At 66.5% G+C, this 25,467-nt stretch carries 23 protein-coding genes; 6 read left to right on the top strand and 17 right to left on the bottom strand.

Going from position 1 to position 25,467, the window contains the following annotated elements; translation table 11 throughout:
• Nucleotides 1-71 precede the first annotated feature (71 nt).
• Nucleotides 72-821, top strand: a complete 750-nt coding sequence (locus tag NLR35_RS25825) for a hypothetical protein (protein WP_257169348.1) — start codon at nt 72-74, stop codon at nt 819-821.
• 117 nt (nt 822-938) lie between these two features.
• On the top strand, nt 939-1,973 hold the full coding sequence (locus NLR35_RS25820) for an alpha/beta fold hydrolase (RefSeq protein ID WP_257169347.1): 1,035 nt from the start codon (nt 939-941) through the stop codon (nt 1,971-1,973).
• Nucleotides 1,974-1,985: 12 nt separating this feature from the next.
• Here the strand turns inward: NLR35_RS25820 and NLR35_RS25815 are convergent, their stop codons facing one another.
• From NLR35_RS25815 to NLR35_RS25790, 6 genes are all read right to left on the bottom strand, one after another.
• Entirely contained in the window at nt 1,986-2,609 is a 624-nt protein-coding gene (locus NLR35_RS25815) for an isoprenylcysteine carboxylmethyltransferase family protein (protein WP_257169346.1), read from the bottom strand.
• 42 nt (nt 2,610-2,651) lie between these two features.
• Nucleotides 2,652-3,677: an NAD-dependent epimerase/dehydratase family protein gene (locus NLR35_RS25810; protein WP_257169345.1), complete on the bottom strand. Its 1,026-nt coding sequence runs from the start codon at nt 3,675-3,677 to the stop codon at nt 2,652-2,654.
• Nucleotides 3,677-4,228, bottom strand: coding sequence for a DUF962 domain-containing protein (locus tag NLR35_RS25805; protein ID WP_257169344.1), 552 nt, complete (start codon nt 4,226-4,228; stop codon nt 3,677-3,679). Before NLR35_RS25805 ends, NLR35_RS25810 begins: the two co-directional genes overlap by 1 nt.
• A 283-nt stretch (nt 4,229-4,511) precedes the next feature.
• Entirely contained in the window at nt 4,512-5,177 is a 666-nt protein-coding gene (locus tag NLR35_RS25800) for an OmpA family protein (protein WP_257169343.1), read from the bottom strand.
• Entirely contained in the window at nt 5,177-5,593 is a 417-nt protein-coding gene (locus NLR35_RS25795; protein ID WP_257169342.1) for a hypothetical protein, read from the bottom strand. The genes NLR35_RS25800 and NLR35_RS25795 overlap by 1 nt, the downstream gene beginning before the upstream one ends.
• Before the next feature lie 120 nt (nt 5,594-5,713).
• Entirely contained in the window at nt 5,714-8,350 is a 2,637-nt protein-coding gene (locus NLR35_RS25790; protein WP_257169341.1) for an ATP-dependent helicase, read from the bottom strand.
• 294 nt (nt 8,351-8,644) lie between these two features.
• Here NLR35_RS25790 and NLR35_RS25785 point away from each other — a divergent pair, with 294 nt between their 5' ends.
• A complete protein-coding gene (locus NLR35_RS25785) occupies nt 8,645-8,818 on the top strand; it encodes a DUF1328 domain-containing protein (protein ID WP_015665123.1) in 174 nt (57 codons plus the stop codon).
• Between the two features lie 82 nt (nt 8,819-8,900).
• Here the strand turns inward: NLR35_RS25785 and NLR35_RS25780 are convergent, their stop codons facing one another.
• Genes NLR35_RS25780 through NLR35_RS25765 form a run of 4 tightly spaced genes read right to left on the bottom strand, consistent with a single transcriptional unit; the run spans nt 8,901 to nt 11,894 of the window.
• Complete coding sequence (locus NLR35_RS25780) at nt 8,901-9,545, bottom strand: hypothetical protein (protein WP_257169340.1); 645 nt, start codon at nt 9,543-9,545, stop codon at nt 8,901-8,903.
• On the bottom strand, nt 9,542-10,282 hold the full coding sequence (locus tag NLR35_RS25775; protein WP_257169339.1) for an OmpA family protein: 741 nt from the start codon (nt 10,280-10,282) through the stop codon (nt 9,542-9,544). Before NLR35_RS25775 ends, NLR35_RS25780 begins: the two co-directional genes overlap by 4 nt.
• Before the next feature lies 1 nt (nt 10,283).
• Entirely contained in the window at nt 10,284-11,045 is a 762-nt protein-coding gene (locus tag NLR35_RS25770) for an MBL fold metallo-hydrolase (RefSeq protein WP_257169338.1), read from the bottom strand.
• 48 nt (nt 11,046-11,093) lie between these two features.
• Nucleotides 11,094-11,894 (bottom strand): roadblock/LC7 domain-containing protein, encoded by an 801-nt coding sequence (locus NLR35_RS25765; RefSeq protein ID WP_257169337.1) that lies wholly within the window; start codon nt 11,892-11,894, stop codon nt 11,094-11,096.
• 259 nt (nt 11,895-12,153) lie between these two features.
• On the opposite strand from NLR35_RS25765, the gene NLR35_RS25760 reads away from it, so the two are divergent.
• On the top strand, nt 12,154-13,653 hold the full coding sequence (locus NLR35_RS25760; protein ID WP_257169336.1) for an amidase: 1,500 nt from the start codon (nt 12,154-12,156) through the stop codon (nt 13,651-13,653).
• 1 nt (nt 13,654) lies between these two features.
• On the opposite strand, the gene NLR35_RS25755 is transcribed toward NLR35_RS25760, so the two are convergent.
• Nucleotides 13,655-14,164, bottom strand: a complete 510-nt coding sequence (locus NLR35_RS25755) for a thioesterase family protein (RefSeq protein ID WP_257169335.1) — start codon at nt 14,162-14,164, stop codon at nt 13,655-13,657.
• A gap of 72 nt (nt 14,165-14,236) precedes the next feature.
• Here NLR35_RS25755 and NLR35_RS25750 point away from each other — a divergent pair, with 72 nt between their 5' ends.
• Nucleotides 14,237-15,658, top strand: a complete 1,422-nt coding sequence (locus tag NLR35_RS25750) for an FAD-binding oxidoreductase (protein ID WP_257169334.1) — start codon at nt 14,237-14,239, stop codon at nt 15,656-15,658.
• Between the two features lie 244 nt (nt 15,659-15,902).
• On the opposite strand, the gene NLR35_RS25745 is transcribed toward NLR35_RS25750, so the two are convergent.
• From NLR35_RS25745 to NLR35_RS25730, 4 genes are all read right to left on the bottom strand, one after another.
• The gene (locus tag NLR35_RS25745) at nt 15,903-17,177 is read right to left on the bottom strand and encodes a DUF2130 domain-containing protein (protein WP_257169333.1); all 1,275 of its coding nucleotides are present in this window, start codon (nt 17,175-17,177) and stop codon (nt 15,903-15,905) included.
• A 102-nt stretch (nt 17,178-17,279) separates the two neighbouring features.
• The gene (locus NLR35_RS25740; RefSeq protein WP_257169332.1) at nt 17,280-20,357 is read right to left on the bottom strand and encodes an efflux RND transporter permease subunit; all 3,078 of its coding nucleotides are present in this window, start codon (nt 20,355-20,357) and stop codon (nt 17,280-17,282) included.
• The gene (locus NLR35_RS25735) at nt 20,354-21,418 is read right to left on the bottom strand and encodes an efflux RND transporter periplasmic adaptor subunit (RefSeq protein WP_374940862.1); all 1,065 of its coding nucleotides are present in this window, start codon (nt 21,416-21,418) and stop codon (nt 20,354-20,356) included. Before NLR35_RS25735 ends, NLR35_RS25740 begins: the two co-directional genes overlap by 4 nt.
• A gap of 8 nt (nt 21,419-21,426) precedes the next feature.
• Nucleotides 21,427-22,551 carry an efflux RND transporter periplasmic adaptor subunit gene (locus NLR35_RS25730; protein ID WP_257169330.1) on the bottom strand — a complete coding sequence of 375 codons (1,125 nt, stop codon included), beginning with the start codon at nt 22,549-22,551 and terminating at the stop codon, nt 21,427-21,429.
• Nucleotides 22,552-22,908: 357 nt separating this feature from the next.
• On the opposite strand from NLR35_RS25730, the gene NLR35_RS25725 reads away from it, so the two are divergent.
• Nucleotides 22,909-23,541: a TetR/AcrR family transcriptional regulator gene (locus NLR35_RS25725; RefSeq protein WP_257169329.1), complete on the top strand. Its 633-nt coding sequence runs from the start codon at nt 22,909-22,911 to the stop codon at nt 23,539-23,541.
• A 33-nt stretch (nt 23,542-23,574) separates the two neighbouring features.
• On the opposite strand, the gene NLR35_RS25720 is transcribed toward NLR35_RS25725, so the two are convergent.
• Together NLR35_RS25720 and NLR35_RS25715 are read right to left on the bottom strand one after the other, a co-directional pair.
• Nucleotides 23,575-24,273: a hypothetical protein gene (locus NLR35_RS25720; protein ID WP_306577735.1), complete on the bottom strand. Its 699-nt coding sequence runs from the start codon at nt 24,271-24,273 to the stop codon at nt 23,575-23,577.
• Nucleotides 24,273-24,569 carry a hypothetical protein gene (locus NLR35_RS25715; protein WP_257169328.1) on the bottom strand — a complete coding sequence of 99 codons (297 nt, stop codon included), beginning with the start codon at nt 24,567-24,569 and terminating at the stop codon, nt 24,273-24,275. Before NLR35_RS25715 ends, NLR35_RS25720 begins: the two co-directional genes overlap by 1 nt.
• Between the last annotated feature and the right edge of the window lie 898 nt (nt 24,570-25,467).

Below are 25,467 nucleotides of genomic sequence, written 5' to 3'. Positions count from 1 at the left end.
CCATGTTGCGTCCGCGAGCATCTCTTGTACGGTTCGCGCCGTCTCGACATTTCCGCCGTGGAGAAGGACCGATGACGCCACGTTTCAGCACGACCCGCACCATTTCGACGCGCAGCCTTCCGGCGCGCTGGCTTGGCAGCTGGCTTGGCATGGTCGCCTTGGCGCTTGCGCTGGTCCTGCCGCTCGGAACCGGATCGGTCCGTGCCGCGCCGAGCCCGGCGGCTGCGAGCGCTGCCGGCACGACGCATGTCTATCTGCTGCGCGGCGTGCTCAACATCTTCTCGCTCGGGCTCGACGACATCGCCGCCAAGCTGGATTCGCAGGGCATCCCGAACACGGTCGCCAATTTCGTGTCGTGGTCGTCGCTGGCCGACGAGGCGGCGACGGCCTACAAGGCCGGCCGGATCAAGACCATCATCCTGGTCGGCCATTCCTCCGGAGCCACGGCGCTGCCGGACATGATCAACAAGCTCGGCCAGCTCGGCGTGCCCGTGAAGCTCGCCATCGGTCTCGACTCGGTGTTCAAGACCAAGCTCGTCGGCGGCAATGCCGAGCGCTACATCAACTTCTACATCGCCAACGGCAACGGCGAGCCGGTCCGCCGCGATGACGGCTTTCACGGCAAGCTCGAGAATGTCGACGTGGGGTCTGCGGTTCCGGGCGTCGGCCACATCACCATCGAGAAGAACCAGATCATGCAGCAGAAGGTGATCGGGGCGATCGATGGCGTCGTGTTCGGCGGCAGGGGGCGTCAGCCGGCCGGGCCGCCCACCCGCATGGCCGCCCCGCAGCGCGCGGCCAGCGCTACAGGATACCGGTAGTCACCCGGAGGGGCGCCCGGCGCGCCCCAAAATGCTCCCATTCGGCGACGACAAGCGGTATGGCAGGGGGGACATGGACCTGCCTGATCCTAGCTTTGAGCTTTCCCGGGAGCGCGAATGACCCGTTTGGCGCGAATTGCGAGGGGCTGGCTCGACGCCGCCCAGGCCGTGGCCGGGCACGGGGTGTCCGGGCTGCTGGTCATCGGGCTTGTCGCGACGACTGCGCCGGCGACCGCCAAAGCAGGAGCCGCTGCCGCGACCACGCCCAGCAAGGCGGCCAAGACCGCAACGGCGCCGACCCAGGCCGCCATCCGCCCCGCTGCTCCGGAGCGCCCGCCGGAGCCCGTCCAGACGCTGCCGCCGCCGCGGGTCTATCTGTTCCGCGGCGCGCTCGGCCCGCTGTTCTCGACCGGCATGGATCGCCTCGCCGAGAAGATCGAGAAGGCCGGATATTGGGCGAGCGTCTACGAATTCACCCTGTGCGATCTGATCGCGCTGCAGGTGGCGAAGAACTACCGCCAGGATCAGGCGCCGATCGTGCTGATCGGCCATTCCATGGGCGGGCTGTGCAGCGTCCGCATCGCGATCACGCTGCAGGAGCAGAACATCCCCGTCGCGCTCGTCGTCACCGTCGACCCCGCGCATGCCACCAAGAGCGTGCCGCCGAACGTGCAGCGCTTCATCAACCTGTTCCTGTCGGACAACATTCTCGGCGGCGGCGACGTCAAGCCGGAGCCCGGCTTCCGCGGCCATTACGCCAGCTTCGACATGAAGGATCATGACGAGGTCACGCACATCAACATCGACAAGATGGAGGATGTGCACGCCCAGCTGGTCAGCATGATCAGCCAGCTGTCGCAGACCTCCGCTACCGCCGACGCTGATCCCGTGCCGCTGCGCTATCTGATCCCGCCTAAAACCTCGGTCGAGCTGTGGGACAGCGGCACCGCAGTCGCGGTGCGCCCGGGCGAGACCCTCGACCAGATCGCCGCGACCTATCGCATTCCGCTCTGGGCGCTGCAGCAGTCCAATCGCGGTCTCGCCGCTCAGCCGCTGGTCCCGGGCCAGCGCATCATCCTGCCGCGCCATCTGCTGCCGCAGGCGGCCAACCAGCCGTCGCCGCCGCCGGCGGAAGCGCAAATGCGGCGGTGAGTTGCTCCGGGCTCAGCCGGCCGGCAGGAACGGGATGATCATCGGCACGCGCCGGCTGTAGGCGACGTAGTCGGGTCCCAGCTCCTGCGCCAGGAACCCTTCTTCCATCTTCGCCTTCCAGGCCATGCCGAGCGAGATCAGGACGGCGCCGAGCACGGCGGTCACCGTCCCCACCGCGATCCCCGTGGCGATCATGCCGAGGATCAGGCCGGTATAGATCGGGTGCCGAACCATGCCGTAGGGGCCGGTATCGATGACCTTATGGCCTTCCTTGTGGGTGATCGCGTTCGACCAGAACCGGCCGAGATGGATGCGCGCCCACCAGGTGAAGGCGATGCCGGCCAGGGTCACGATCGTGAGCAGGTACACGCCGGTCTCGCCGGGGTGCCAGAACGGCGTCTCGCCGAGGAGGCGCGAGGTCCAGGGCGTGAACAGGATACCGCCGAGCACGATCAGCGCGTGATAGCGGCTGGTCTTGATGACCGTCACATGCTTGCGCGTCTGCCCGGACCAGAACGAGGCCCCGACCCAGCTGGCGAGCCAGATCAGCCAGATGATGGCGAGCAGGGAGGTGGGCCAGGTGGTGGTCCAGCCGCTGAACGCAACTGACGAAATGGGGCTGGCATCGCCGGACATGTCTTGGGAACCGTTATGAGACGTGGGACCGGCCGCTCTTAGCTATTCGGCCGCGGTGCGAAAAGGGTGTTGTTTCTCGTCGAGCCGCTTGGCCTGCTCGGAATCGAGCAGGAAGGCGATGGTCTCGCGCAGAGTGGGCTCGATCGGACGCGGCGCATAGCCGAGCTCGCGCTTGGCCCTGTCGATCGACAGGTCCGAGGCCGAGCGGGCGATCCGCACGCCTTCGGCGGTGCCGGAGGGGCAGCGCTTGGTGAGGTGATCGGAGATGAACTCCAGCATGCCTGCCGAGAGTTCCGCCAGCCGTCCCGGCACCGAGACGGTCACATGCTTGCGGCCGCTGATCGCCGCCATCAGCTCCAGGATCCGGCTGAGCGGCAGGCTCTCGCCGCCGAACACGTAGCGGCCGCCGACCTTGCCGCGTTCCATCGCCAGGATCAGGCCCGCGGCGACGTCGCGGACGTCGACCAGGTTGACGATGAAATCGAGATAGAGCTGCACCCGGCTGTCCAGGAAGTGCAGCAGCATCTGGGACGGTGGTGTCAGGTTGCTGTCATGCGGGCCGATCGGCATCGTCGGCGTGCCCACGACGACGGGAAAGCCGTCTGCGGCAGCTTCCATAGCGCGCGCCTCGGCCAGCGCCTTGGAGCGGGTATAGGCGCCCGGCATGGCCTCCGCCGGCGGCGCCGTCGGCGCAGCAGCCGCGCCCGTCGAGCCCGGATAGTCGAACAGGATGGATTCGGTCGAGCAATGCAGGAAGCGGCGGACCCGGCCGGCGCGCGCCGCGGCCAGCACCGTCTCCGTGCCGACGCAGTTGACGCGGTAGAAGTCCTCACGGTCGGGCATCCACATGCCCGGCAGTCCGGCGAGGTGATAGACCTGATCGACGCCGGCCATCGCCTGCTTCACGAGGCCGGCATCGAGCACCGAACCTTCGATGTACTCCACATCAGCGATCATGTGGCTGGGACAGCGGATGTCGAGCACGCGCACCTCGGCGCCCCGCGTCGCCAACGCGGAAACGAGGTGGTGGCCGATGAAACCGCTGCCGCCGGTAACGAGGACTTTCATCAGGGACGCGAGTGTTGATCGCCTTGAAGACGGTCCGATGCCAGCCGATCAGGCGACCAGTTCGGCGCAATGAGGTCGGCCACCGACGGCCGGAAACCCAACGCCATGTACAGTTTCGCCATTACGAACATCGGTCCAAGAAACAGATGCGCCGGGTGATCCAGCAGCGACGGATTGTTGCGCTCGAAGACCTTGTGGCCCACGGCCTGCGATACCAGGCCAACGATCACAAGCGCGGCAAACAAGGCCCACAGGGCCAATCCGTGGACGTGATCGGCAATCATCATGGCCGCACCAAGGAATAGCACCGCGAAGGCCAGGATGCCGGCGCCGAGTGCGGCATCGAGCAGCAGCCAATAGGCCAGCACAGGCAGCGCCAGCACGGCGCCCAGGCTGATCCGGATGCCGAGAGCGTCGAAATGCCACAAGCTCAGGGGGAGCACGGCGCCGAGGAACAGCAGGATGATTCCGAGCACATGCATCAAGCCGTTGCGCGGATCGCGATGGTATTCGACGTAGTCGATCATCTGGCGTCGAAACATGGCGTTCATGGCTAGCTCGCTCGTCAATGAGATCGACCCCCGCTCAATCGACGGCCGCAAAGACGGGGCTATACCATCAAGCGGCTGCATCGACAAACCGGCAATAATGCCCAGATCCGCTTCTCCAAGAGCCCGCTCCAAGAGCCCGCTTCTCCAGACTTCGCTGCGCAAAAAGCCCAATGCGCCCGCCTGAGAACGGGTTCCATTGGCATCAGCCGCCGAGAGCGGCCCTGAAGGGCAGTCGCGCCGGTGACGCCGCGGGTTCAAGGCGTCGGCGCAGACCTCGCTTGCGTCAATTGCGGTGCTTGCGTGGGGCCTGCTTGCCCGGCGCGGCGGCAGCCGGGGCCGGCGGCGGCGGAGCCGCCTCTTCGATGGTCTTGGCGACCGTGATGATCTGGATCTGCTGATTGACCGGCGCCGTCGGCTTCGAGGGGTCGAGCAGCTGCTCCTCGCCGAGTCCGACCGACTGCAGCCGCTTGACCGAGATCTTGAAGGTATTCGCAAGAATGTCGCGGATGGCGTCGGCGCGGCGCTGGCTCAGGAGGACGTTGGACTCGCGCTTGCCGTTCGCTTCGATGTGACCAACGATCAGGAAGGTGTAGGGCAGGAGGTCCGCATACACCATCGCGTCGGCGATCCGGCCGACGGCCTGATAGGATTCCGGTCGCACGATCGGGGTGTCCACGTCGAACTGGATGTCGACGTTGAAGGCCGGCAGGTTCATCAGCTCCGGCGCGATCGGCGTCCGCTTCTGCGGCGGCGGCTCGTTGCGGCTGCGGATCTTCGAGCGTTCCTGGGTCTGCTGCTTGAGCGCGGGCAGATCGAGCGTGGGTGCGGTCTCGAACCGGCTGAGCTGGCGCACGATGTCCTCGCGCGTCACCTCTTGCGCTCGCGCAGGGAGGCTTGCGAGCAGCAGCGAGGCGGCGATCATCCCCAGCAGTGATGTCGACCTCCGCATCAGCGATACCCCGCCTCGCCGAGCGACTGCTGGCAGCGCGCGCTGACGCCATTGGTGGTCAGCAGGCAGGGGATCGATTTGCTGGTCTCCTTGGTCGAGCCGCCGCACAGCTTGACGATCTCGCGCTGGCAGGCATTCGCCACGGTCACGCGGGCCGAGATGCGCTTCTGGATCGCCTCGAACGCCTTGAAATAGGTCGCCTTGCACTGCGCAGACACCACGTCCTGGTTACGCGACAGGCATTCCTTGAGCCGGTTGGAATCGAGATTGACGCCGCGGCAATTGGCCGTGATGTCGGCGCCGCAGCTCGATGCGATCAGCCCGGCGGAGTCGCCAAAGCTCATCGTCTGCGCCGTCGCAAGCGACGGGACCAAAAGCGCAACCGCGACAATGAACAGATTGTATCCCCGGACCATGCACGCATCTCATACGACGCGAGCCGCCACGGTCAAGGCCTAACCAAGGCGAAGTGTGAAGTTCGATGACGGGTGACGTTTTTGCCGAGCGCGCGCCACCGGCGGCGCGCGGCCGTGAGGTCACGCCCGCTGCACGAAGCTGTCGACGACGTGCTTCTCGCCGGCCTTGTCGAAGGCGATGGTCAGCTTGTTGCCGTCGACCTTGATGACGTGGCCATAGCCGAACTTCTGGTGAAACACGCGGTCGTCGGGCGCGAACTCCGACGTGGTGCCGGTGGATTTCGCCACCAGCTCGCCCTCGATCGTCATCGGCCCGCGCTTGTTGCGGCCGAATGTACCGCCGAAAGGATCGTGACCCGAGAACGGAGATTGCTCCTCCTTGAAGCCGCCTTCCGAGCCACCGCGCGCGGCGCCGGGACGGCGCGCCTGGGCGCGCTGCCAGCCCGGCGTCGAATAGCTCGAGCCGAACGACTCGACATTGTCGAACCGCGACGGGCCATAGCCGCCGGCGCCGCCCCAGCCCGAGCCGCCCTTGGATTCAGTGATCTCGACGCTCGCGGACGGCAGTTCGTCCAGGAACCGCGACGGGATGGTCGTGGTCCAGGTGCCGTGGATGCGGCGGTTGGTCGCAAAGTAGATCTTGGCGCGACGCCGGGCGCGCGTCAGGCCGACATGGGCGAGCCGCCGCTCTTCTTCGAGGCCCGCGCGGCCCTGCTCGTCGAGCGTCCGCTGGCTCGGGAACAGGCCTTCCTCCCAGCCAGGCAGGAACACGTTGTCGAATTCCAGGCCCTTCGCCGAGTGCAGGGTCATCAGCGACACCGCTTCCTCGTCGGCCGCGCCCTCGCGGTCCATCACCAGCGAGATGTGCTCGAGGAAGCCGTGCAGGTTCTCGAACTCCTCCATCGAGCGGATGAGCTCTTTCAGGTTGTCGAGGCGACCTGCCGCGTCGGCCGAGCGGTCCTTCTGCCACATCTCGGTGTAGCCGCTCTCGTCGAGCACGATCTCGGCGAGCTCGGTGTGCGGCGTCACCTCGCGCTGGGCGCGCCAGCGCTCGAATTGCAAAACCAGCCCGCGCAGCGAACCGCGCGCCTTCGGCTTCAGCTCGTCGGTCTCGACCACGGCGCGGGCCGCCTCGAACAGCGGAATGCGGCGCTTGCGGGCATGGTCGTGCAGCAGCTGCACGGTGGCATCGCCGAGCCCGCGCTTCGGCACGTTCACGATGCGCTCGAAGGCGAGGTCGTCGGCCGGCGAGTTGATGACGCGCAGATAAGCCAGCGCATCGCGGATCTCGGCGCGCTCGTAGAATCTGGGGCCGCCGATGACGCGATAGGGCAGGCCGAGCGTGACGAAGCGGTCTTCGAACTCGCGCATCTGGTAGGACGCCCGCACCAGGATCGCGACGTCGTTGAGATGCTCGCCCTTGCGCTGCAGCTCCTCGATCTCCTCGCCGATGCCGCGGGCTTCCTCTTCCGAGTCCCATGCGCCGGTCACGGTGACCTTCTCGCCCTCGACGTCCTCGGTGTGCAGCGTCTTGCCGAGCCGGCCTTCGTTATGCGTGATCAGATGCGAGGCGGCGGCGAGGATGTGGCCCGTCGAGCGGTAGTTGCGTTCGAGGCGGATGACCTTGGCGCCGGGGAAGTCGTGCTCGAAGCGCAGGATGTTGTCGACCTCGGCGCCGCGCCAGCCATAGATCGACTGATCGTCGTCGCCCACGCAGCAGATGTTCTTGAGGGCAGTCTTGGCCGCGGAAACGTCGTTCCCCTCTCCCCTTGAGGGAGAGGGGGCTGAGCGCAGCGAGGCGGGTGAGGGGTCTCTGTCCGCAGGCGCAGGAGCAAGCGGAGAGAACCCCTCACCCGGCTCAGTTTCGCTGCGCTCAACTGATCCACCCTCTCCCACAAGGGGAGAGGGGGCAGCGGCGGCTGTGGCGGCAGCAGGCGTAGGCGCCTGCGACAGCAGCCGCAGCCACAGATATTGCGCGACGTTGGTGTCCTGGTACTCATCGACCAGGATGAACTTGAAGCGGCTCTGATACTGCCGCAGCACGTCCGGGTTTTCGCGAAACAGCCGGATGCTCTCGAGCAGCAGGTCGCCGAAATCCGCGGCGTTGAGGATCTTCAACCGCTCCTGATAGCTCGCATAGAGCTTGCCGCCCTTGCCGTTGGCGAACACGGCGGCCTCGCCCGAGGGCACCTGCGATGGCGCCAACCCGCGGTTCTTCCAGCCGTCGATCAGGCCGGCCAGCATGCGCGCCGGCCAGCGCTTGTCGTCGATGTTCTCGGCCTGCAGCAGCTGCTTGAGCAGGCGAATCTGATCATCGGTGTCGAGCACCGTGAAGTTGGATTTGAGCTGCACCAGCTCGGCATGGCTGCGCAGGATGCGGCCGGAGATCGAGTGGAAGGTGCCGAGCCACGGCATGCCTTCGACGGCCTGTCCCAGCATCTCGGCGAGCCGCGTCTTCATCTCGCGCGCGGCCTTGTTGGTGAAGGTCACCGACAGAATTTCGCTCGGACGGGCGCGTCCCATGCTCAGGATATGTGCGATGCGCGTCGTCAGCACGCGGGTCTTGCCGGTGCCCGCGCCGGCCAGCACCAGCACCGGGCCGTCGAGCGTCTCGACGGCGTCGCGCTGCTCCGGGTTGAGGCCTGAGAGATAACGCGCACCGCCGCTCGCGGCAGCGCGTGCGCGCGCGGCGATGCCGCCGGCAACGGGCTGGTGGTCGGGTGCAGGAAAGCGGCTTACGCGGTTGGGCTCGGTCATCGGCGAATCAATCTCGTCCCTCTGACGGCATCATACGACGACATCAAGGGGTCTGCAGGAAGGAGCCCTCATAGCAGGGATTGATGGTGATATGGGGCCGCTGGGAGCGTTTTACAGCCCTAAATCGGGGCAGCCCGTGCGGATGCGCGCCGGTTTCCGCCGACTTTGTTCCGGCGAATCGCGAATTTTTACCTCGGAAAGAGCCCGGAACCTTTGTTCCCGGCCTCGATTGTCCTGGCAACGGCGCAAGCTCCGCGTCGCTTTGAACCGCAATCGAGAGACAGAGGTCGTGTCATGTTAAGCTGGGTCGTTACCTTCCTGGTTATCGCATTGATCGCCGGCATCCTCGGCTTCGGCGGCGTCGCCGGTGCCTCCATCGAGATCGCCAAGATCATCTTCTTCATCGCTATCGTGCTGTTCCTGGTGTCGGCCGTCGTGGGCCTCGCCCGCGGTCGCAGCCGCGTGTAGTCGGCCTCATCCCTGACAATGAGGTCGGCGAAGGGCGCAGTGCCTCGCAAGAGGGACTGCGCCCTTTGCGCGTTTGGGCGCCTCAAGCCGGCGCGGTCAGCGCTACTTGAACTTTCGCAAGCGCCGGATCGAGCGCGACGGAGGCGAGCCGCGCATCGTTGGACAGGGCTGTCAGCGTCAAGGTCTGATCCTGCACCCGGAAGATGCGGCACAGCGTCGTCGTATCCGACGCATCGCGCAGCATGACCGAGAGCGGCGCGATGTCGTTCTCGTCGGCGATCTTCTCGGCGACCAGCGCCAGCCGCGTCGCAGCCGCGGCCAATTGCTCGGTGTGATGGCCGGCGGTGTTGGCGGCCAGCGGCAGCCCTTCCTCGTTCGTCAACAGCACGGTCTCGAAGCGGCCGACCTCGGCGATCCTGTCGAGCAGCGGCACCAGCTCGCGCCGTCGGCCCGGACGCGTTGCGAGATGTGCGAGGTCCAGCGAGATGCGCTCGCGTTCGACCAGCGGCGCCAGCACGTCTTGGATCGCGCTGCGCAGGCTTGTTTCCCGCTCGCTGGCGTCATGGCTGCTCTGGTCTTGCAACTGATTGAGGCTCGCCGCCTGGACTTGTACCTGCCGTCGCAGATGGTCGCGGGCGACCGCGCCCTGGCGCGCCCCGAACAGATAGCCTGCGGTCAACAGCAGGATGGCGGCACCAACGCCGCTCACGATGGCATAGAAGGTCATGGTCGCTTCGCTTCCGTGAGGTGATCGCAATCGTCGACGCCGGCGATGCGCAGAACAGCCTTGCGATCGTTCGCGGCCGCCTCGGAGTCGCCGCGCGCGGTGCCTGCGCCGGCTGCGCTCACCGACATCCGCGGCGAAATGCCGTCCTTCTTCAAGAGCTCCGCGACGGCCTTCGCGCGCGAATAGCTCAAGAGCACGTTGAGATCCTCGCTGCCGCTGGCGTCGGCGTGGCCCTCGATCAGGATGGCCGCGTCGCCATGGCGCGAGAGTGCCTTTTGCAGGACAGTCAGCGCGCGCTTCATGTCGCCCGGATGAGGCCGCGTGCTGCCGCGCTCGAACGAGATGGCCAGCGGTGCGAAGCATTCGGCAGGCGCCTTCGCGGCGCTCTGGGGCTCCGCGCGGGCTGTCGATGACGTGGGCGGCGCTGGCGGCTCGACCGGGGTTGCCGAGGGCAATGGCATCGGCGGAGCCATGGTTAGTGCGGGAAGAGGCACCGGCGTTTCCTGCGGCTTCGGCACTGGTTGAGCGATCATCATCTGCGGCACGGCGGCTGCGGCCACGGTCTCGGGGGCAGCCGGTGCCTGTTGCCACAGCGCGGCCGACATCATCGCGACCAGCGTCCCCGCTACGGCAAAGGCAGCCGCAAGCCAAGCTGGCGCATCTTCGCCGGCTACGACATACCCATCGGCGCGCGGCGCAGGCGGAGAAAACACGATGTTGGGGGAGGGCGCCAGCATGTCAGCCTGCCGGCACCTTGAACGTCGGCGTGATCAGGTCGATGCCGCATTCGAGGCCCGCGCACCATTCGATGAACTGGCGCGACATCGCCTGATCCGGAAACAGCGCGCCGTGTTGTGGGGCGATGATCTCGATGTCGAGCGGCCGCACCATGTCGGCCCACGCCTTCATGACGCGGTTCGACACCATGTAGCGGCGGTGAAAACCCTCCATGAAGCGGATATGCGCCTTGAAGTCGCGCGTGACGATGTAGTCGACGCCGAGCGAGGCGCCGAGATCGCCGCTGTAGAGGATCTTCGAGTGGGGGTCATAGAGCTGGAAATTGCCCTCGCTGTGCAGAAAGTGCGCGGGCAGGGCGTACAGCTTGCAGCCGGCGAGATCGAACACCATGCCTTCGTCGGGGATCGGCTTCAGCCGGTCGGCCACGATATGGTCGAAGCCGAAATGCGGCACGAAGCGCGTCCACAGCGAGGAGATGTAGGCGTCGGCATCGGTGGTCATTAGCCAGCCATTGATGGCCGCGACGATGTCGGGGTCCTGATGCGACAGGAACAGATATTTGAGCCGGCCGCCGGAGAGCTCGCTGAAGGTCTCGCCGAGCACCTTGGAGTAGACCTTGTGGCCGCCGGGGTCGAGCAGCATGCCGACGCGGTCGTGAATGATCAGATGCTGGTTCGCCTGCACGGCGAGATCGCCGGCGCTGAAATCCTCCAGCAGAATGTTCTTGTGAACGCCGTCATCATAGAGGACGGTATTGGCCATTGACGATACTCCTGCCGGCGCGGCGCGCCGGCCTCCCTTGTATGACTGCTACAGCACCTTCTGCAGCGAGCGGACGGCCTCGCGCATGTCGAAGAAGGTCAGGCCCAGTTTGCTGTTCTCGTTGGTCAGCGCGAGCAGCAGCGCACCGCGGCCGGCGCTGACCAGCACCGCGTATCCGGACTCGCCGCGGATGATGACCTCCTGCAGATGGCTGCGGCCGAGCTCCATGGCGGCGCGGCCGCCGAGCGACAGCAACGTCGCGGTCATGCCGGCGACCCGCGTCTCCTCCATGTCGGCGGCGAGCACGCTCGCGATCATCAGACCGTCTTCGGAGATCAAGGCGCAGGCCTCGACGCCGAAGGAGTCGCTCTGCAGCTTGCGCAGCACGCGGTTGATTTCATCGAGCCGTGACATCGGCTTCTCCTCGACGGCGGGGCGGGGGGCAAACCTGGATTGAAACTGGTGCTGGGTCATGGTGTCGTCTTCACTCGGTGCAATTGAAACATTTGAAATCTCCGGATGGGCTTCACCCGGACTTGTCTCGGGCTCTGCCGCCGCGTCCGGCGTGGTCAGTGCGCGGGTTTCGAGTGTGTCCACCGCGTCGTCCAGCGCGCGCTGCTCGGCCTTGATGCGGGATCGCGAGACGGGCGGATCCATCGCCTGAAGCTGCGTCACCAGCGCCTGGCGTGCGGACTGATAGACTTCGGCCCGCCGTTCGGGACTGGAATCGGGGAGGTTCTCCATCGCGCGCGACAGCAGGATGAAGTAGTCGGCGGTGGTCACCGGGACCGCCGCGACATCGTCGTGCGGCCCGTGCGCTCTGCTCAGTAGGCTTGCGAGGCGTCCCATCGCTCTCTCGTCAACTCTACGCAACTAACGATGCGTAAGGTTAGGCCGACGCAAGGGACGCGACGAATGATCTGAATCAAATTAACTAAAATCAGGGCGAAGCGCGCAATCCGGCCATCAAATCGACCGTGGCCGAGCATCATACCGCCAAGGTCGCCTTCGTGGTGCCGCGATGCCGCCGCGTTTGGCGCGAGTGGGCCTCTGTTGCAGCCAGAATCAGCTACGATGACGGCAGCCGATGCCGCACGGGGAGGGCAGCGTGGACGTTCGGGACTACCTGCCGCGCGATGCGACGGCGCTGGCCGCAGCGGTGAAGGCGGGCGAGACCAGCGCGGCCGAACTGCTGCAGCTCGCGCTGACGCAGAACGAGCGGGCCCAGCCACGGACCAACGCCGTCTGCAGGCTGATGGAGCGCGAGGCGCGCGCACAGCTGGCGAAGCCGGCCTCCGGCCCGTTCACCGGCGTGCCCTTCCTGATCAAGGATTGCGCGCAGGACTATGCGGGCCTGCCGACGGCCTATGGCAGCAAGGCGCTGTCGGGCGTGGTCGCAGCCGAGCATGCCGCGGTGGTCAGGCGTTATCTCGAGGCAGGCCTCGTGATCTTCGGCAAGACCAATCTGCCGGAGCTCGCCCTCAAGGGCGTCAGCGACTCCCGCGCCTTAGGTCGCGTCAGCAATCCCTGGAATGGCGCGCACACGCCGGGCGGCTCCAGCGGCGGCGCTGCCGCTGCGGTCGCCTCGGGGATAGTGCCGATGGCGGCCGGCAATGATGGCGGCGGCTCGATCCGCATTCCCGCGGCCTGCTGCGGCCTGTTCGGGCTGAAGCCGTCGCGCGGGCTGGTGTCGTCCGGGCCCGGCTTCGGCGAATATTGGTTCGGTGCGTCCTGCGAAGGTGTGGTCTCGCGCAGCGTGCGCGACACGGCGCTGGCGCTCGACGTCATCGCGGGCGCCGAGCCCGGCGATCCGTTCCTGGTGGCCGAGCCGGGCGTTGTTTTCGCCAACGTGATGACGCGCGATCCCGGCAAGCTGCGCATCGGCACCACCACCGTATCCCCGATCGGCACCGAGGTTCACGCCGAGGCGAAGCTCGCGGTTGAGAATGCGGTGAAGCTGCTGCAAGGCCTCGGTCACGAGGTGGAAGAGGCCAAGCCCGACATCGACGGCGCTGTGCTCGCGACCTCGTTCCTGCACATCTATTTCGGTCAGGTCGCGGCACTGGTGAGCGAGGCCCGCGCCAAGGGCGCGCGCCGCGAGGAGTTCGAGCTGTTGACGCGGGTGCTGTCAACGCTCGGAGGGGCGATCTCGGCGGGCGCGCTGACCACGCAACTCCTCAAATGGAACGGCTTCGCGCGCGCGCTCGCGCGTTTCCACGCCCGCTACGACATGCTGCTGACGCCGACGCTCGCGCACCCGCCGGTCCGGCATGGCGAGGGCGATCCGTCGAGCGCCGAGCAGACCCTGCTCGACATGCTCGATCGGATCGGCCTGCTCGGACTGCTGACACGCTGGGGCGTGCTCGACGGCATGATCGACAAGATCGCCCGCGACAGCCTGCAATACGTCCCGTTCACGCAGCTCGCCAATCTCACGGGCACGCCGGCGATGAGCGTGCCGCTGCACTGGACCGCCGACGGCCTGCCGCTCGGCGTGCAGTTCGTCGGCCGGCTTGGCGACGAGGCGCGGCTGCTGCAGCTCGCCCGACAGCTCGAACAGGCGCAGCCCTGGTTCGAGCGGTTGCCGGAGTGGGTACGGGCGGACTGAGCTATCGTTTCGCCGGCATGCCGATGGCGCGGCCGAGCCCGTCGGGCCGCGGCAGCGCTGTGTGCGCCTGCAGCACGCGCGCGATATTGACCTGGATGTCCTCCGGAAACGGCGCGACCTTGCGCTTGGTCATGTCGATATGCACCGACATGTTCTCGGAGGTCGCGGAGATCCAGCCTTCGGTCGCGTGGCGCAGCTCCTCGAAAGTGTGCAGCCGTTTCTCGTCGGCGGCGATCAGCCACACCGCGATTTGCACGGGATCGCCGAGATGGATCTCACGCAGGTACCGCACGTGGCATTCGGCGGTGAAGGTCGAGCCCTGGCGCTCCTTCATGTAGGCCGGGCCGATGCCGAGCTCGGCCCAGATCTGGTCGATCGCGCGGTCGAACATCACGTTGTAATAGGCCATGTTGAGGTGGCCGTTATAGTCGATCCATTGCGGCTCGATCTGCATGATGGACGACAGGAACGGCCCGCTGGCGGCCTTTGTGGGCACTGCATTATCGCTCATCGGCTCTTCCGTTTGCTCCCTTGACCCCTGTTGCGTCCTTTGCCACGGTCCGCCCAACTTCCGGAGGATAAAGTGGCGACGACGATCCCTCATCACGACCTGAAGCGGCCCGCGCCGGAGGCGCTGAAGAGCGCGCTCGACGCGCTCGCCGCCCGCTTCGGCAACAAGCTCATCACCTCGCAGGCCGTGCGCGAGCAGCATGGCCATACCACGACCTGGCTGCCGACGCAGCCGCCGGATGGCGTGGTGCTGGCGCAGGAGACCGCCGACATCCAGGACGTCGTCCGCATCTGTGCGCCGCTCGGCGTGCCGATCATTCCGTTCGGCACCGGCACCTCGCTGGAGGGCCAGGTCAACGCGCCCGCCGGCGGCATCTGCATCGACATGCGCGACATGAACAAGGTGCTGGAGGTGCATGCCGAGGATCTCGACTGCGTCATCCAGCCCGGCATCACCCGCAAGACGCTCAACGAGTATCTGCGCGACCAAGGCCTGTTCTTCCCGATCGATCCCGGCGCCGACGCCTCGCTCGGCGGCATGGCCTCGACGCGCGCCTCGGGCACCAATGCGGTGCGCTACGGCACCATCCGCGAGAACGTGCTGGCGCTGAAGGTGGTGCGCGGCGACGGCGAGATCATCAAGACCGGCACGCGCGCCAAGAAGTCCGCCGCGGGCTATGATCTGACGCATCTTTTCATCGGCGCTGAAGGCACGCTCGGCATCATCTGCGAGATGACCATCCGCCTGCGCGGCATTCCCGAGACCATTGCAGCGGCGTCGTGCTCGTTCGAGACCGTCCGCGGCGCCTGCCAGGCGACGATCCTCGCGATCCAGACCGGCATCCCGATGGCGCGCATCGAGCTGCTCAACGCCGCGCAGGTGCGGGCCTGCAACGCCTATTCGAAGCTGACGCTGCCGGAGACGCCGCTGCTGCTGCTGGAGTTCCACGGCAGCGACGCCGAGGTGGCCGAGCAGTCGAAGAACTTCGCCGAGATCGCCAGGGAGTGCGGCGGCGGCGACTTCGCCTGGACCACCAAGCCCGAGGACCGCACCAAGCTGTGGCAGGCGCGCCATGATGCCTATTGGTCCGTCAAGGCGATCCGGCCCGGTGTCGGCGTGGTCGCGACCGACGTCTGCGTGCCGATCTCGCGTCTCGCCGATTGCGTCGGCGAGACCGAGGAGGATCTCGCCCGTCTCAAGCTGACCTCGCCGATCGTCGGCCATGTCGGCGACGGCAATTTCCACTGCTCGCTGATGTGCGACGTCGATGACGCCGACGAGATGGCCCGCGGCGAGGACTTCATGCATCGCCTCGTCGAGCGCGCCCAGGCGATGGGCGGCACCTGCACCGGCGAGCACGGCATCGGCCAGGGCAAGCAGAAGTACCTGAAGTCCGAGCTCGGCCAGGAGGCGCTGGATGCGATGCGCGCCGTGAAGCAGGCGCTCGACCCGCAGAACATCTTCAACCCCGGCAAGATCATCCCGGCGGCCTGAGCGATCTTCTGATCTAAGCTTTGGCCGCGCAGACGGTGCGCTCCCTCTCCCCGTTCTTCACGGGGAGAGGGTTGGGGTGAGGGGCAGCCGCGCAGGTGGTGTGTGTGGTGAGTTCTGTCCCCCTCACCCGGATGGCATCTGGCGATGCAATCCGACCTCGAGGGTGCACCGTGCAAGCGTCGCGAAGAGGGGCCTAAGCCGTCAGGGTACAGCCGCGAAACGCAGCTGATATCGGGCGCGCTGACTACTCCGCCGCCTCGCTCTTGCCCTCGATCAGCAACACATCCAGGCTCTCGATCTCCTGCATCGCGCGCCCCGCGATGCCCTGGAGATCGCCGTACAATCCAGCCGTCGAATCCAGCACGCCGCGCAGCTGCTCCTCGCGCTTGGCCCAGAGACGCATCATGGTCTTGCGCTCGCGGTCGAGGTCCGACTGCATCTCGGTGAAGCGCTCGACGATGGCATCGATGCGGTGGCGGAAGCGGGGGCCGGTGAGATAGGCGTAGACCATTTCCATCTTGGTCTGCTGGCCCTCCTGCGCGAGCTTGCTGCAGGCGACGTCGATCAGCGACTGGCGCAGCGCCTGCGACAGCGGCAGCGCGAAGCGCGGCTCGGCGACCCAGACGCCGTCGATCAGGTCGAAGCCGTCGACGCCCTTCGGCAGCGCGGTCGAAACGATCAGCGCGATGTCGGCCTTGGCCGCGCGCAAATCGTCGCGCAGCTTCACCAGCCAGCCATCGCTCCAGTTCTTGGTGCGCTTGGATTCCCACAGGATCGCGCCGCAGGCCTGGCCGCCCGGGCCGACCACGCGGTGGATCACGTCGCCGCCGAACTCGCCCTTCGGCACGGGCTCGACGAGGTCGCGGGGAAAGCGCGCGCGCAACTGCGATTCCAGCTCGATCTCCAGCGCCTCGCCCTGCAGCTGCTGCGAGCCCTGTTCGGCCTTGCGCCTGAGCTCCTCGATCTGCCGCTGCATGCCGGCGATCTGAGTCTCCTTCTCGGCGACCTTGGCCTTCAGCGAGTCCTCGGCTTCCAACCGCGCCTTGTCGCGCACGGCGACGAGCGACTCCTGCACCTTGGTCTCGATGGTGAGGTCGAGCTCGCGGCGGGCCTCGTCGAGCTCGCGCTGCTTGCGCAGCATCTCGGCCTGCGCCTTCTGTGCGTCCGCGAGCTTGGCATCCTTGCTGACGATGACCTGATGCAGCTCGGCGAGCTGGCGGTCGCGATTGCCCATCTCGTCGGCGACGGCCTGGCGCGCCCGCTCGGCCTCGGCTTGCGCGATCGCGGCGCGCTCGGCCTTCAGCTTGGCGGCGACCTGCTGGTCGATCGCGGCCTTGGCCTGCGCGATCTGCTCCTGCGCGGCCTTGAGCTGGGCTTCGCGGCGGCCGAAATCGGCTTCCTTGGCGGCAAGCTGCTTCTCGAACTGCCGGCGGGTCTCCGCGATCAGGGGCGCTGCGAGCTGCTCGGTGAGCTTGATCTCGGTGCGGCAGGAGGGGCAGACGATCTGAGGATCGGTCATGATTCGCATCTCTCCATGGAGACCGAATCTAACCGGCCGCCGCGGGGCGTTTAACCCACGCGGACGGCTTATCCCACGCAAATATCCGCGATTCCCAAGCCGCTACGCGCCGTGCGGCTTGGCCTCCGGCTCGGCCGTTGCGTCCGGCGCCTTGATGCGGAACCAGGCGACGTACAGCGCCGGCAGGAACAGCAAGGTCAGCACGGTGCCGACGATGATGCCGCCCATCATCGCATAGGCCATCGGGCCCCAGAACACCTCGCGCGCGATCGGGATAAGGGCGAGCGAGGCCGCGGCGGCGGTGAGCATGATCGGCCGCATGCGGTGCTCGGTCGCCTCCATCACAGCTTCCCAAGGCGGCCGTCCCTCCTCGCGCAGATGCTCGATCTGCACGATCAGGATGACGGAGTTGCGGATCAGGATGCCGATCAGCGCGAGCACGCCGAGGATGGCGACGAAGCCGAGCGGCGCTCCGCTCGGCAGCAGCGCCGCGACGACGCCGATCAGCGCCAGCGGGGCCACCGCGAACACCAGGAACAGCCGCTGGAAGCTCTGCAGCTGCAGCATCAGGATGGTGGCCATCGTGAACAGCATGATCGGCACGACCGCGATGATCGGCGCCTGGCTCTTGGCGCTCTCCTCGACGGCGCCGCCGGTGACGACCTTGTAGCCGGCCGGAAGCTTGGCGTTGAAGGACGCGAGCGCCGGCTTGAGCTGATCGACCACCGTGTTCGGCTGCACCTGGTCGATCACGCTGGCTTTCAGGGTCAGCGTCGGCAGCCGCGAGCGGCGCCAGATCTCCGGCTGCTCGATCTGGTAGCGCAGGGTCGCCAGCGCCGCGAGCGGGATCGACTGGCCGTTGGAGCCCGACAGCTGCAGATCGCGCAACGTCTCCAGCGACTGCCGCTCCTTGGCCTGGGCGCGGCCGCGCACGTCGATCAGATAGATGTCGTCGCGGACCTGGGTGATCGAGGTGCCGTCGAGCACGCCGTTCAGCGCGTTGGCGATGTCGGAGGAGGTGACGCCGAGCTGGCGCGCCTTGTCCTGCAGCACGTCGACCTTGACGACGCGCGACGGCTCCATCCAGTCGAAGATGACGGCGCCGAGATGGCTGTTGCCGCGCATCACGCCGGCATAGTCCTGCGCGATCTCGCGCACCTTGGCCACGTCGGGCCCGCTGACGCGGTACTGCACGGGGCGGCCGACCGGTGGGCCGATGTCGAGCAGATGCACATAGGCGTCGGTGCCGGGGAAGGTCTTGGTCAGATAGGCCTGCAGCTTGCCGCGCGCGCGGTCGCGCGCCTCCAGGCTCTTGGTCACGATGATGATCTGGCCGAACGACACGTCGGCCGGCTGCACGTCGAACGACAGCACGAAACGCTGCGCGCCGGAGCCGACATAGGTCGACCAGTGGTCGATGTCAGGGTCTCCCTTCAATGCCTCCCGCTCGAACTGCGCCATCTGCGCATTGGTCTCGGCGATCGAGGAGTTCTGCGGCAGGTTGAAGTCGATGACCAGCTCGTTGCGGTCGGAAGAGGGGAAGAACTGCTGCTGCACGAAGCCCATGCCGAACACCGACAGTCCGAAGATCAGGACGGTGACGATGATCGTGGTCCAGCGGTTGCGCATGCAGGCATTCAGCATGGCGCGGAACATCCGCGTCAGACGGCCGCCCTCGGCGTGATGCGCCGGCAGCGACGCGGGCAGGATGGTGACGCCGAGCAGCGGCGTGAACAGCACGGCCACGATCCACGACACCACCAGCGACACCGCGATCACCACGAACAGCGTGAAGGTGAACTCGCCGGCGGCGCTGTTGTTGAGACCGATCGGAATGAAGCCGGCGACGGTGACCAGCGTGCCCGTCAGCATCGGGAATGCGGTGGATGTGTAGACGTAAGTGGCAGCCTTGCGCAGCGAGTCTCCCACTTCGAGCCGCGCCACCATCATCTCGACCGCGATCATGGCGTCGTCGACCAGCAGGCCGAGCGCGATGATCAGTGCGCCCAGCGAGATGCGCTGCAGCGAGATGCCGGTATAGGCCATGAACAGGAAGGTGATCGCGAGCACCAGCGGGATCGAGATCGCCACGACGAGTCCGGCGCGCACGCCGAGGCTGACGAACGAGATCGCGAGCACGATGATCACGGCCTCATACAAGGCCTTGGTGAAGCCGCCGACGGCTTCCTCGACGATCTTCGGCTGATCCGAGACGAGGTGCACGCCGACGCCGACCGGCAGGTCGGCAACGACCTTGGTCATCTCCTCCTTCAGCGCCTCGCCGAAGTCGAGCAGATTGGCGCCGGCCTTCATGCCGATGGCAAGCCCGATCGCCGGCTGGCCGTTGAAGCGGAACAGCGAGGTCGGCGGATCCTCATAGCCGCGCGTGATGGTGGCGACGTCGGTGAGCGGGAAGAAGCGGTCGTTGATGCGCAGGTTGATCGCCTTGAGGCTCTCCTCAGAGCTGAACTGACCGGAGACACGCACCGCGACGCGCTCGGGGCCGGCCTGCAGCACGCCGGACGGCGACACCGCATTCTGGGCCTGCAGCGCGTTCAGGATGGTGCGCTGGTCAATGCCGAGCGCGGCGACCTTGCGCGGCGAGAATTCGAGATAGATCACCTCGTTCTGCGCGCCGACGATGTCGACGCGGCCGACATTCGGCACGGTCAGCACCTTGGCGCGGACCTCCTCGACGCGGTCGCGCAGCTGGCGCTGGCTGAGGCCGTCGCTGGTGAACGCATAGATGTTGCCGAACACGTCGCCGAAGCGGTCGTTGAAGCCGGGGCCGACCACGCCAGAGGGGAAGTCGCCCTTGATGTCGTTGATGAGGTTGCGCACCTGCAGCCAGGTCGGCACGACGTCGCGCGCCTTGGTGGTGTCGCGCAGATTGACGAACACCGTGGTCTGGCCGGGCACGGTCAGGCTCTTGGTGTAGTCGAGCGCCGGCAGCTCCTCGAGCTTCTTCTCGATGCGATCGGTGACCTGCCGCGTCATCTCCTCGGCGGAGGCGCCGGGCCACTTGGCCTGGATCAGCATCGTCTTGATGGTGAAGGACGGATCCTCCTCGCGCCCGAGATGGATGTAGGAGAAAAGACCCGCCGCCATGAAGGCGATCATGAAGTACCAGACCAGCGAGCGGTGCTCGAGCGCCCAGTCGGAGAGATTGAAGGACTTCACGGCTGAGTTTCCTGATCGATGCGAATGGCCTGGCCATCCTTGAGACTGTTCACGCCGGCGGTGACGACACGCTGCCCGGCCTCGAGGCCGCTGGTCACGCGAAGACTGCCGTCCTCGTTGGTGGCGACCGTGATTTCCTGCCGCTTCACCGTCTTGCTGGCGGCATCGACCAGCCAGACGAAGCGCTTGTCGTTCTGCTCCAGCACGGCGGAGCGCGGCAGGCGAATGACCATCTTCTGCTCGGCGTCGATGCTCGCCGTGACGGTGGTGCCGAGGCGCATGATCTCCGGCGGATTGTCGAGCGTGATGCGGATGCGGCGCGTGCGCGTCGTGGCGTCGGCGCGCGGCGCGATCTCGCGCACCTTGCCGGTCGCGCTGACGCTCGGATCGACCTGCAGCCGAACCGTGAACGGCGTGCCCGCCTGCAAGCCGCCGGCGATGTCGTCGCCGACATCGATGACGGCCTCGCGGATGTCGGGCCGTGCCACGGTCACCACGCTGACGCCGGGCGACACGACCTGACCGACCTCCGCGCCAACGGCGGTGACGATGCCGGCGAAATCCGCCTTGAGCTGGGCGTAGCCGAGCTGCTCGCGCGCCTTGGCAAGATTGGACTGCGCCTTGATGACCGAGGCCTGTGCCGCAGCGCGCGACTGTTCGGCGCTCTCCAGCGTGGCCTTGGTCGTCGCGTCGGTCTCCAGCAAGGTGCGCTGACGGCCTTCGGTGCCCGTCGCATTGGTCAGCTGCGCCTGGCTGCGCGAGACCTCGGCGGCGGAGGCGCGCACCGCGAGTTCGAGTGCGGCGGGGTCGATCGCCGCCACCACCTGGTCCTGCTTCACGCTGTCGCCGACATAGACGGGACGCGCAATGAGGCGGCCGAGCACGCGAAAGCTCAGGTCGGCCTTGTAGCGCGGCTCGATCGTGCCGGTGACGGCGGACGCGTTGGCCGCCTGCGGCTCGACCTTCATCGACAGCACCGGCCGGACCGGCTCGGGCGCTTCGGTCTTGTCGTTGCAGCCGGCGAGGACGCAGAGCGCGAGAAGGGGAAGCACGGAACGCATCGAGATCGTCACGACCGCGTCTCCTCGTTGAAGCTGACCTGTTGACCGACACTCAGAAGCTTGCCGCCCTCGGTGACGATGCGATCACCCGGCTTCAGCCCGGCGGACACGACGACGGCGCCGGTCTCATAGTCCTCGATCGTGATCGGTTTCAGCGACACGGTCTTGTTGGCGGCATCGACCAGCCACACCGCCGGCGTCTTGCCGGACGCATTGAGCGCGCTCCACGGCAGGATGATGCGTTGCTCCGGCTTGATGAAGCCGGTGGCGCTGACGGCGCTGCCGAGCACCATCTCCGGCGGCGGATTCTCGATCGTGATCTTGACGCGGACGGTGCCGGACTTCGGATCGATGGTCGGCGACACCTCGCGCACCGTGCCCTTGGCGGTGACCGAGGGATCCGACAGCAGCGCCAGCGCGACCTTGCTGTCATCGAACTTCAGCGACAGGGCGGCTTCGTAGACGTCGATGACGGCATCGCGGTTGCCGTCATGCGCCAGCGTGAACACGGATTGCGCCGCCTGCGCGACCTGGCCGACCTCGATGTTGCGTGCAGTGATGGTGCCGTCGGCGTCGGCGCGAAGCTCGGTGTAGGTGAGAGCGTCCTTGGCCGTTCCGAGCTGCGCTTTCGCAGCTTCCAGTGAGCCTTCCGCCGTGCGCAGCGTCTCCTGCGCCTGGTCGAACGACGCGCGCGTCGTGAAACCGCTCGTGATCAACGTTTGCTGCCGGTTGAAATTGGAGGTCGCCACCTTGACCTGCGACTCCGCGGCCACCACGGCGGCCTGCGCGGAATCGAGATCCGCCTGCTGCTCGGCCGGATCGATCTTGGCGAGCAATTGACCGGCCTTGACGTGCGCGCCGACCTCGACGAGCCGCTCGGTCACGCGGCCGCTGACGCGGAACGACAGCTCGGCCAGCACGCGCGCCTGCACGTCGCCGGTCAGCGTGATCGATTGCCGCCGCTCGGACAGCTTCACCACTTCGGTTCGCACCAGCCGCGACGGCGGCGCGGTCGCTGCCGTCTTCTGGTCGCAGCCCGTGAGCAGCAGGCCGAGAGCCGCATAGCCGGCCAATGCCCGCAAGCGGAAGCCGGAGGCGCGAGAGGCAGGGAGAGATCGCGTCGATGACATCATGATTGCACGCAGAAACCCGAGGGCAGGGGTTGATCCAGGCCGCGCCAACGATGGTCTCGAAGACCCCGGTCGTCGCGTATCCGGCATTCAAGGCAGTCGCACATCAGGCCGATGAACCCGCGCCAGGCGTTAGGCATTGGCAGAGGGTGACAGCCCAGGGAACAAGCAAAGCACCTTCCCCTTGACGGCGCGTGAATTAGACAAACATTTCTAGAAAAAAATGTCTAGTCACATTCCCGTTGCCCGGTCTAGAATTGCGTAGGCCCAGGGCAAGTCCTTCTGGAATGAGCGGATCTGCCTCGGGGACCGGTGATGTCCCGCCGGGCGACCCGTCAGAGACGAAAGTTTGCTTCGGACGTGCGACGGAAAGATGTGACCCCTGCGGAGACCTCCCCGCGCAGCTCGGCGCGGGCGCCGCGCCAGGCGCGCGGGCGGGAGCGGCGCGAGCAGTTGCTCGACGCTGCCGCGGCGCTCATCGCCGAGTCCGGACTCGCGGCCGTCAGCATGCATGCGGTCGCCGAACGCGCGGGCGCGTCGATCGGCTCGGTCTATCACTTCTTCCGCGACAAGGATCAGATGCTCGATGCGCTGGCCGAGCGCCATGACGCCGAGCTGCAGCCGGCCTTCGACCGCGTGCTGCAGCGAAGCGACGCCGAGTGGGGCGCGATGTCGCCGCCGGAGATCATCGAGCAACTGATCGGCTGGGCGCTCCGCTATTTCGTGCGCCACCCCGATGCGCTGGCCACGCTCGATCTGCATGACAAGACCATGCACGACGATTTTCGCCGCCTCATCGACCGGATCATGCGCGCCAAGCTCGGCGATGAGCTGGGGGCGAAGGCCGCCACCACCTTGGATGCCGTCGCGCTCGGCACGCTGCTGTTCACGCGCGAGCAGGACCCGCGGAGTCGCGACGTCGTCGTTGCTGCTCTGCCTGAGATGATGGCTGCCTATCTGGCTGCGCTCGAAGCGGAGCGGGCGAGGGACTGAGATACGGGCGGCGGATCGAAGCGATCAGCGCGGCTATTTGAACAGCCACTCGCTCTTCTTCCGATGGATCGCCACCAGGCGCGGCATCGCCGTGTCCTCGGTCGGCTTGGCTGACAGGACGATCTGGTCCTCGCCGTCCCAGCGTTCGAACTCGTAGCGCCATTTGCTGTCCTCCGGCGTCCGATAGTGCCAATCCTTCAACATGCGATCGCGTTTGGTCGGGATGATATCGATGCCTTCGGGCGGTCCCGACGAGCTCCGCCGTGCCACGACCGAAACCAGCCAGCGCTTCTCCGGCGAGTAGTGCGGCGGAGCGACGATGCCGATCTCGTCACCGATGTCGGCGCGCACCAGAATCCAGTCGACGCCTTCGAGGCGGCCGCATTCGATCAGGATCAGCTCATGCTCGGGGAAGTAGCCGGTCAGTTGAAACTTCACGCACGTCTTGATGTCGCCCTCGGCGCATCTGGCATCCTGATTGCGATAGATGCGGGTGCGGCCGTTGCGGAATGTCAGCTTCAGCGACGAGCCGCTGCGTTGCGCGAATGCCGACAGCTGGGCGAGGCAAGCCGCCTCCGAGCGGTCGAGATCGCCGCGACCGGGATCATCGATGCAGCGGCCGTCCTGCGACGGACGATCTACGACGGCGAAGGCAGGCCGCTCGGCCTGCGCCCCCGTGCAAGTGACGAGACAAAGCAGTGTGGCGAAGCGGACGGCGTGCATCCTGCTCATCACGCTTGCCCTGCAGCTGACGGCGTATCGATGTGATCGACGCTCGTGACCGGCAACGGCCGCGGGTCCTGGACGAGAGCGGAACAACGGCGCCTCCGGCCGCGCCGTCGTTCCGGACCGCGATGGCGCTTGCTGGCGATGCCGTCCACCAGCCAGGCGATCACGCCCACAATGGCGAAACTCACCAGCAGCGAAATGCACAGCAGCCCGAGATAGAGTTTCAGGACCGAGCTTGCCAAACAGGCAAGCGCGATGAGCGCGACAATGGCCAGCCGGCCTTTGACGGAGATCGACATGATGGGGCGTTTCGCTGAGAGCTGGTTGTTGAACTCACTCTAGCGTGATCATGGCTTCCGCCAAGTCGCGTGCATATGGGTGGTAAATTTTGCCGCAAGCGGATGCCGACAATCGAACGCGCCGACGATCGATCGTATTTTGGCAAGCGACGCTTCAACTACGCGTTGCGATCATGCGGTTGTCCGCGCATGTGCTTCGCGCATTCGTCGCGTAGAACCGATCGGCGTTTGCACGCAGAGGATGTCGGCATCATCGTTGCGAGCGCAGAGGCGCCATCGTCGGGATGTTGAATGTGTGGGATGCGCTCACGATGATGCATCCCTGCAACCGCATTTGCTGGTGTCGTCGCGGCGAACGCTCATGGCCACCGGACCGGCGGTGTCGGGCAGTCGTCAATTCGGATCGATCGCAGGTTCGCGGCAAGTGTTTCGCGCTCGCCGGGACAACCCGCGGCCGAACGATGGATGCATTCGCGAGCATGCTCAGCTACGTGCGCGAAGAAACTGATTTCGTCAGTCGCTTCAGCCTGATTTGGCCTGTCCAGTCCCCCGGCAAAAAATATTCCGCTTTCGTTTTATCGGAAAACGTGGTTGTCTATCGCCATCCCGCCTCATGCAGAGGGACGTACGCGTCGTCACGATACGTGGAGGTGGGGAGCGGTGGCCGTGAACGGCAGCGTGCGACGAACGCTGTCCGGCGCGGACGCGAAAGCGTGTGGTTCTGGCGCCCCGAAGCTGGCGCCAAGTCTTTGGGCGATGATGAGCCCGCAGGCGACGGTGGCTAAAGGCCGGACACCGGGGAGAGCACGCCATAAGCGTGAAGACCATCGCGCAGGGAGGGCCGGAGGCGGATTCAATCGGTCGTCGCAACACTCGATGAGGAGGTTGCGATGGGTAT

The sequence above is a fragment of the Bradyrhizobium sp. SRS-191 genome, assembly GCF_024586915.1.
GTDB lineage: Bacteria > Pseudomonadota > Alphaproteobacteria > Rhizobiales > Xanthobacteraceae > Bradyrhizobium.
The sequence above is the reverse complement of the archived record's forward strand: the minus strand, read 5'-3'. Positions and strand labels throughout refer to the sequence as shown.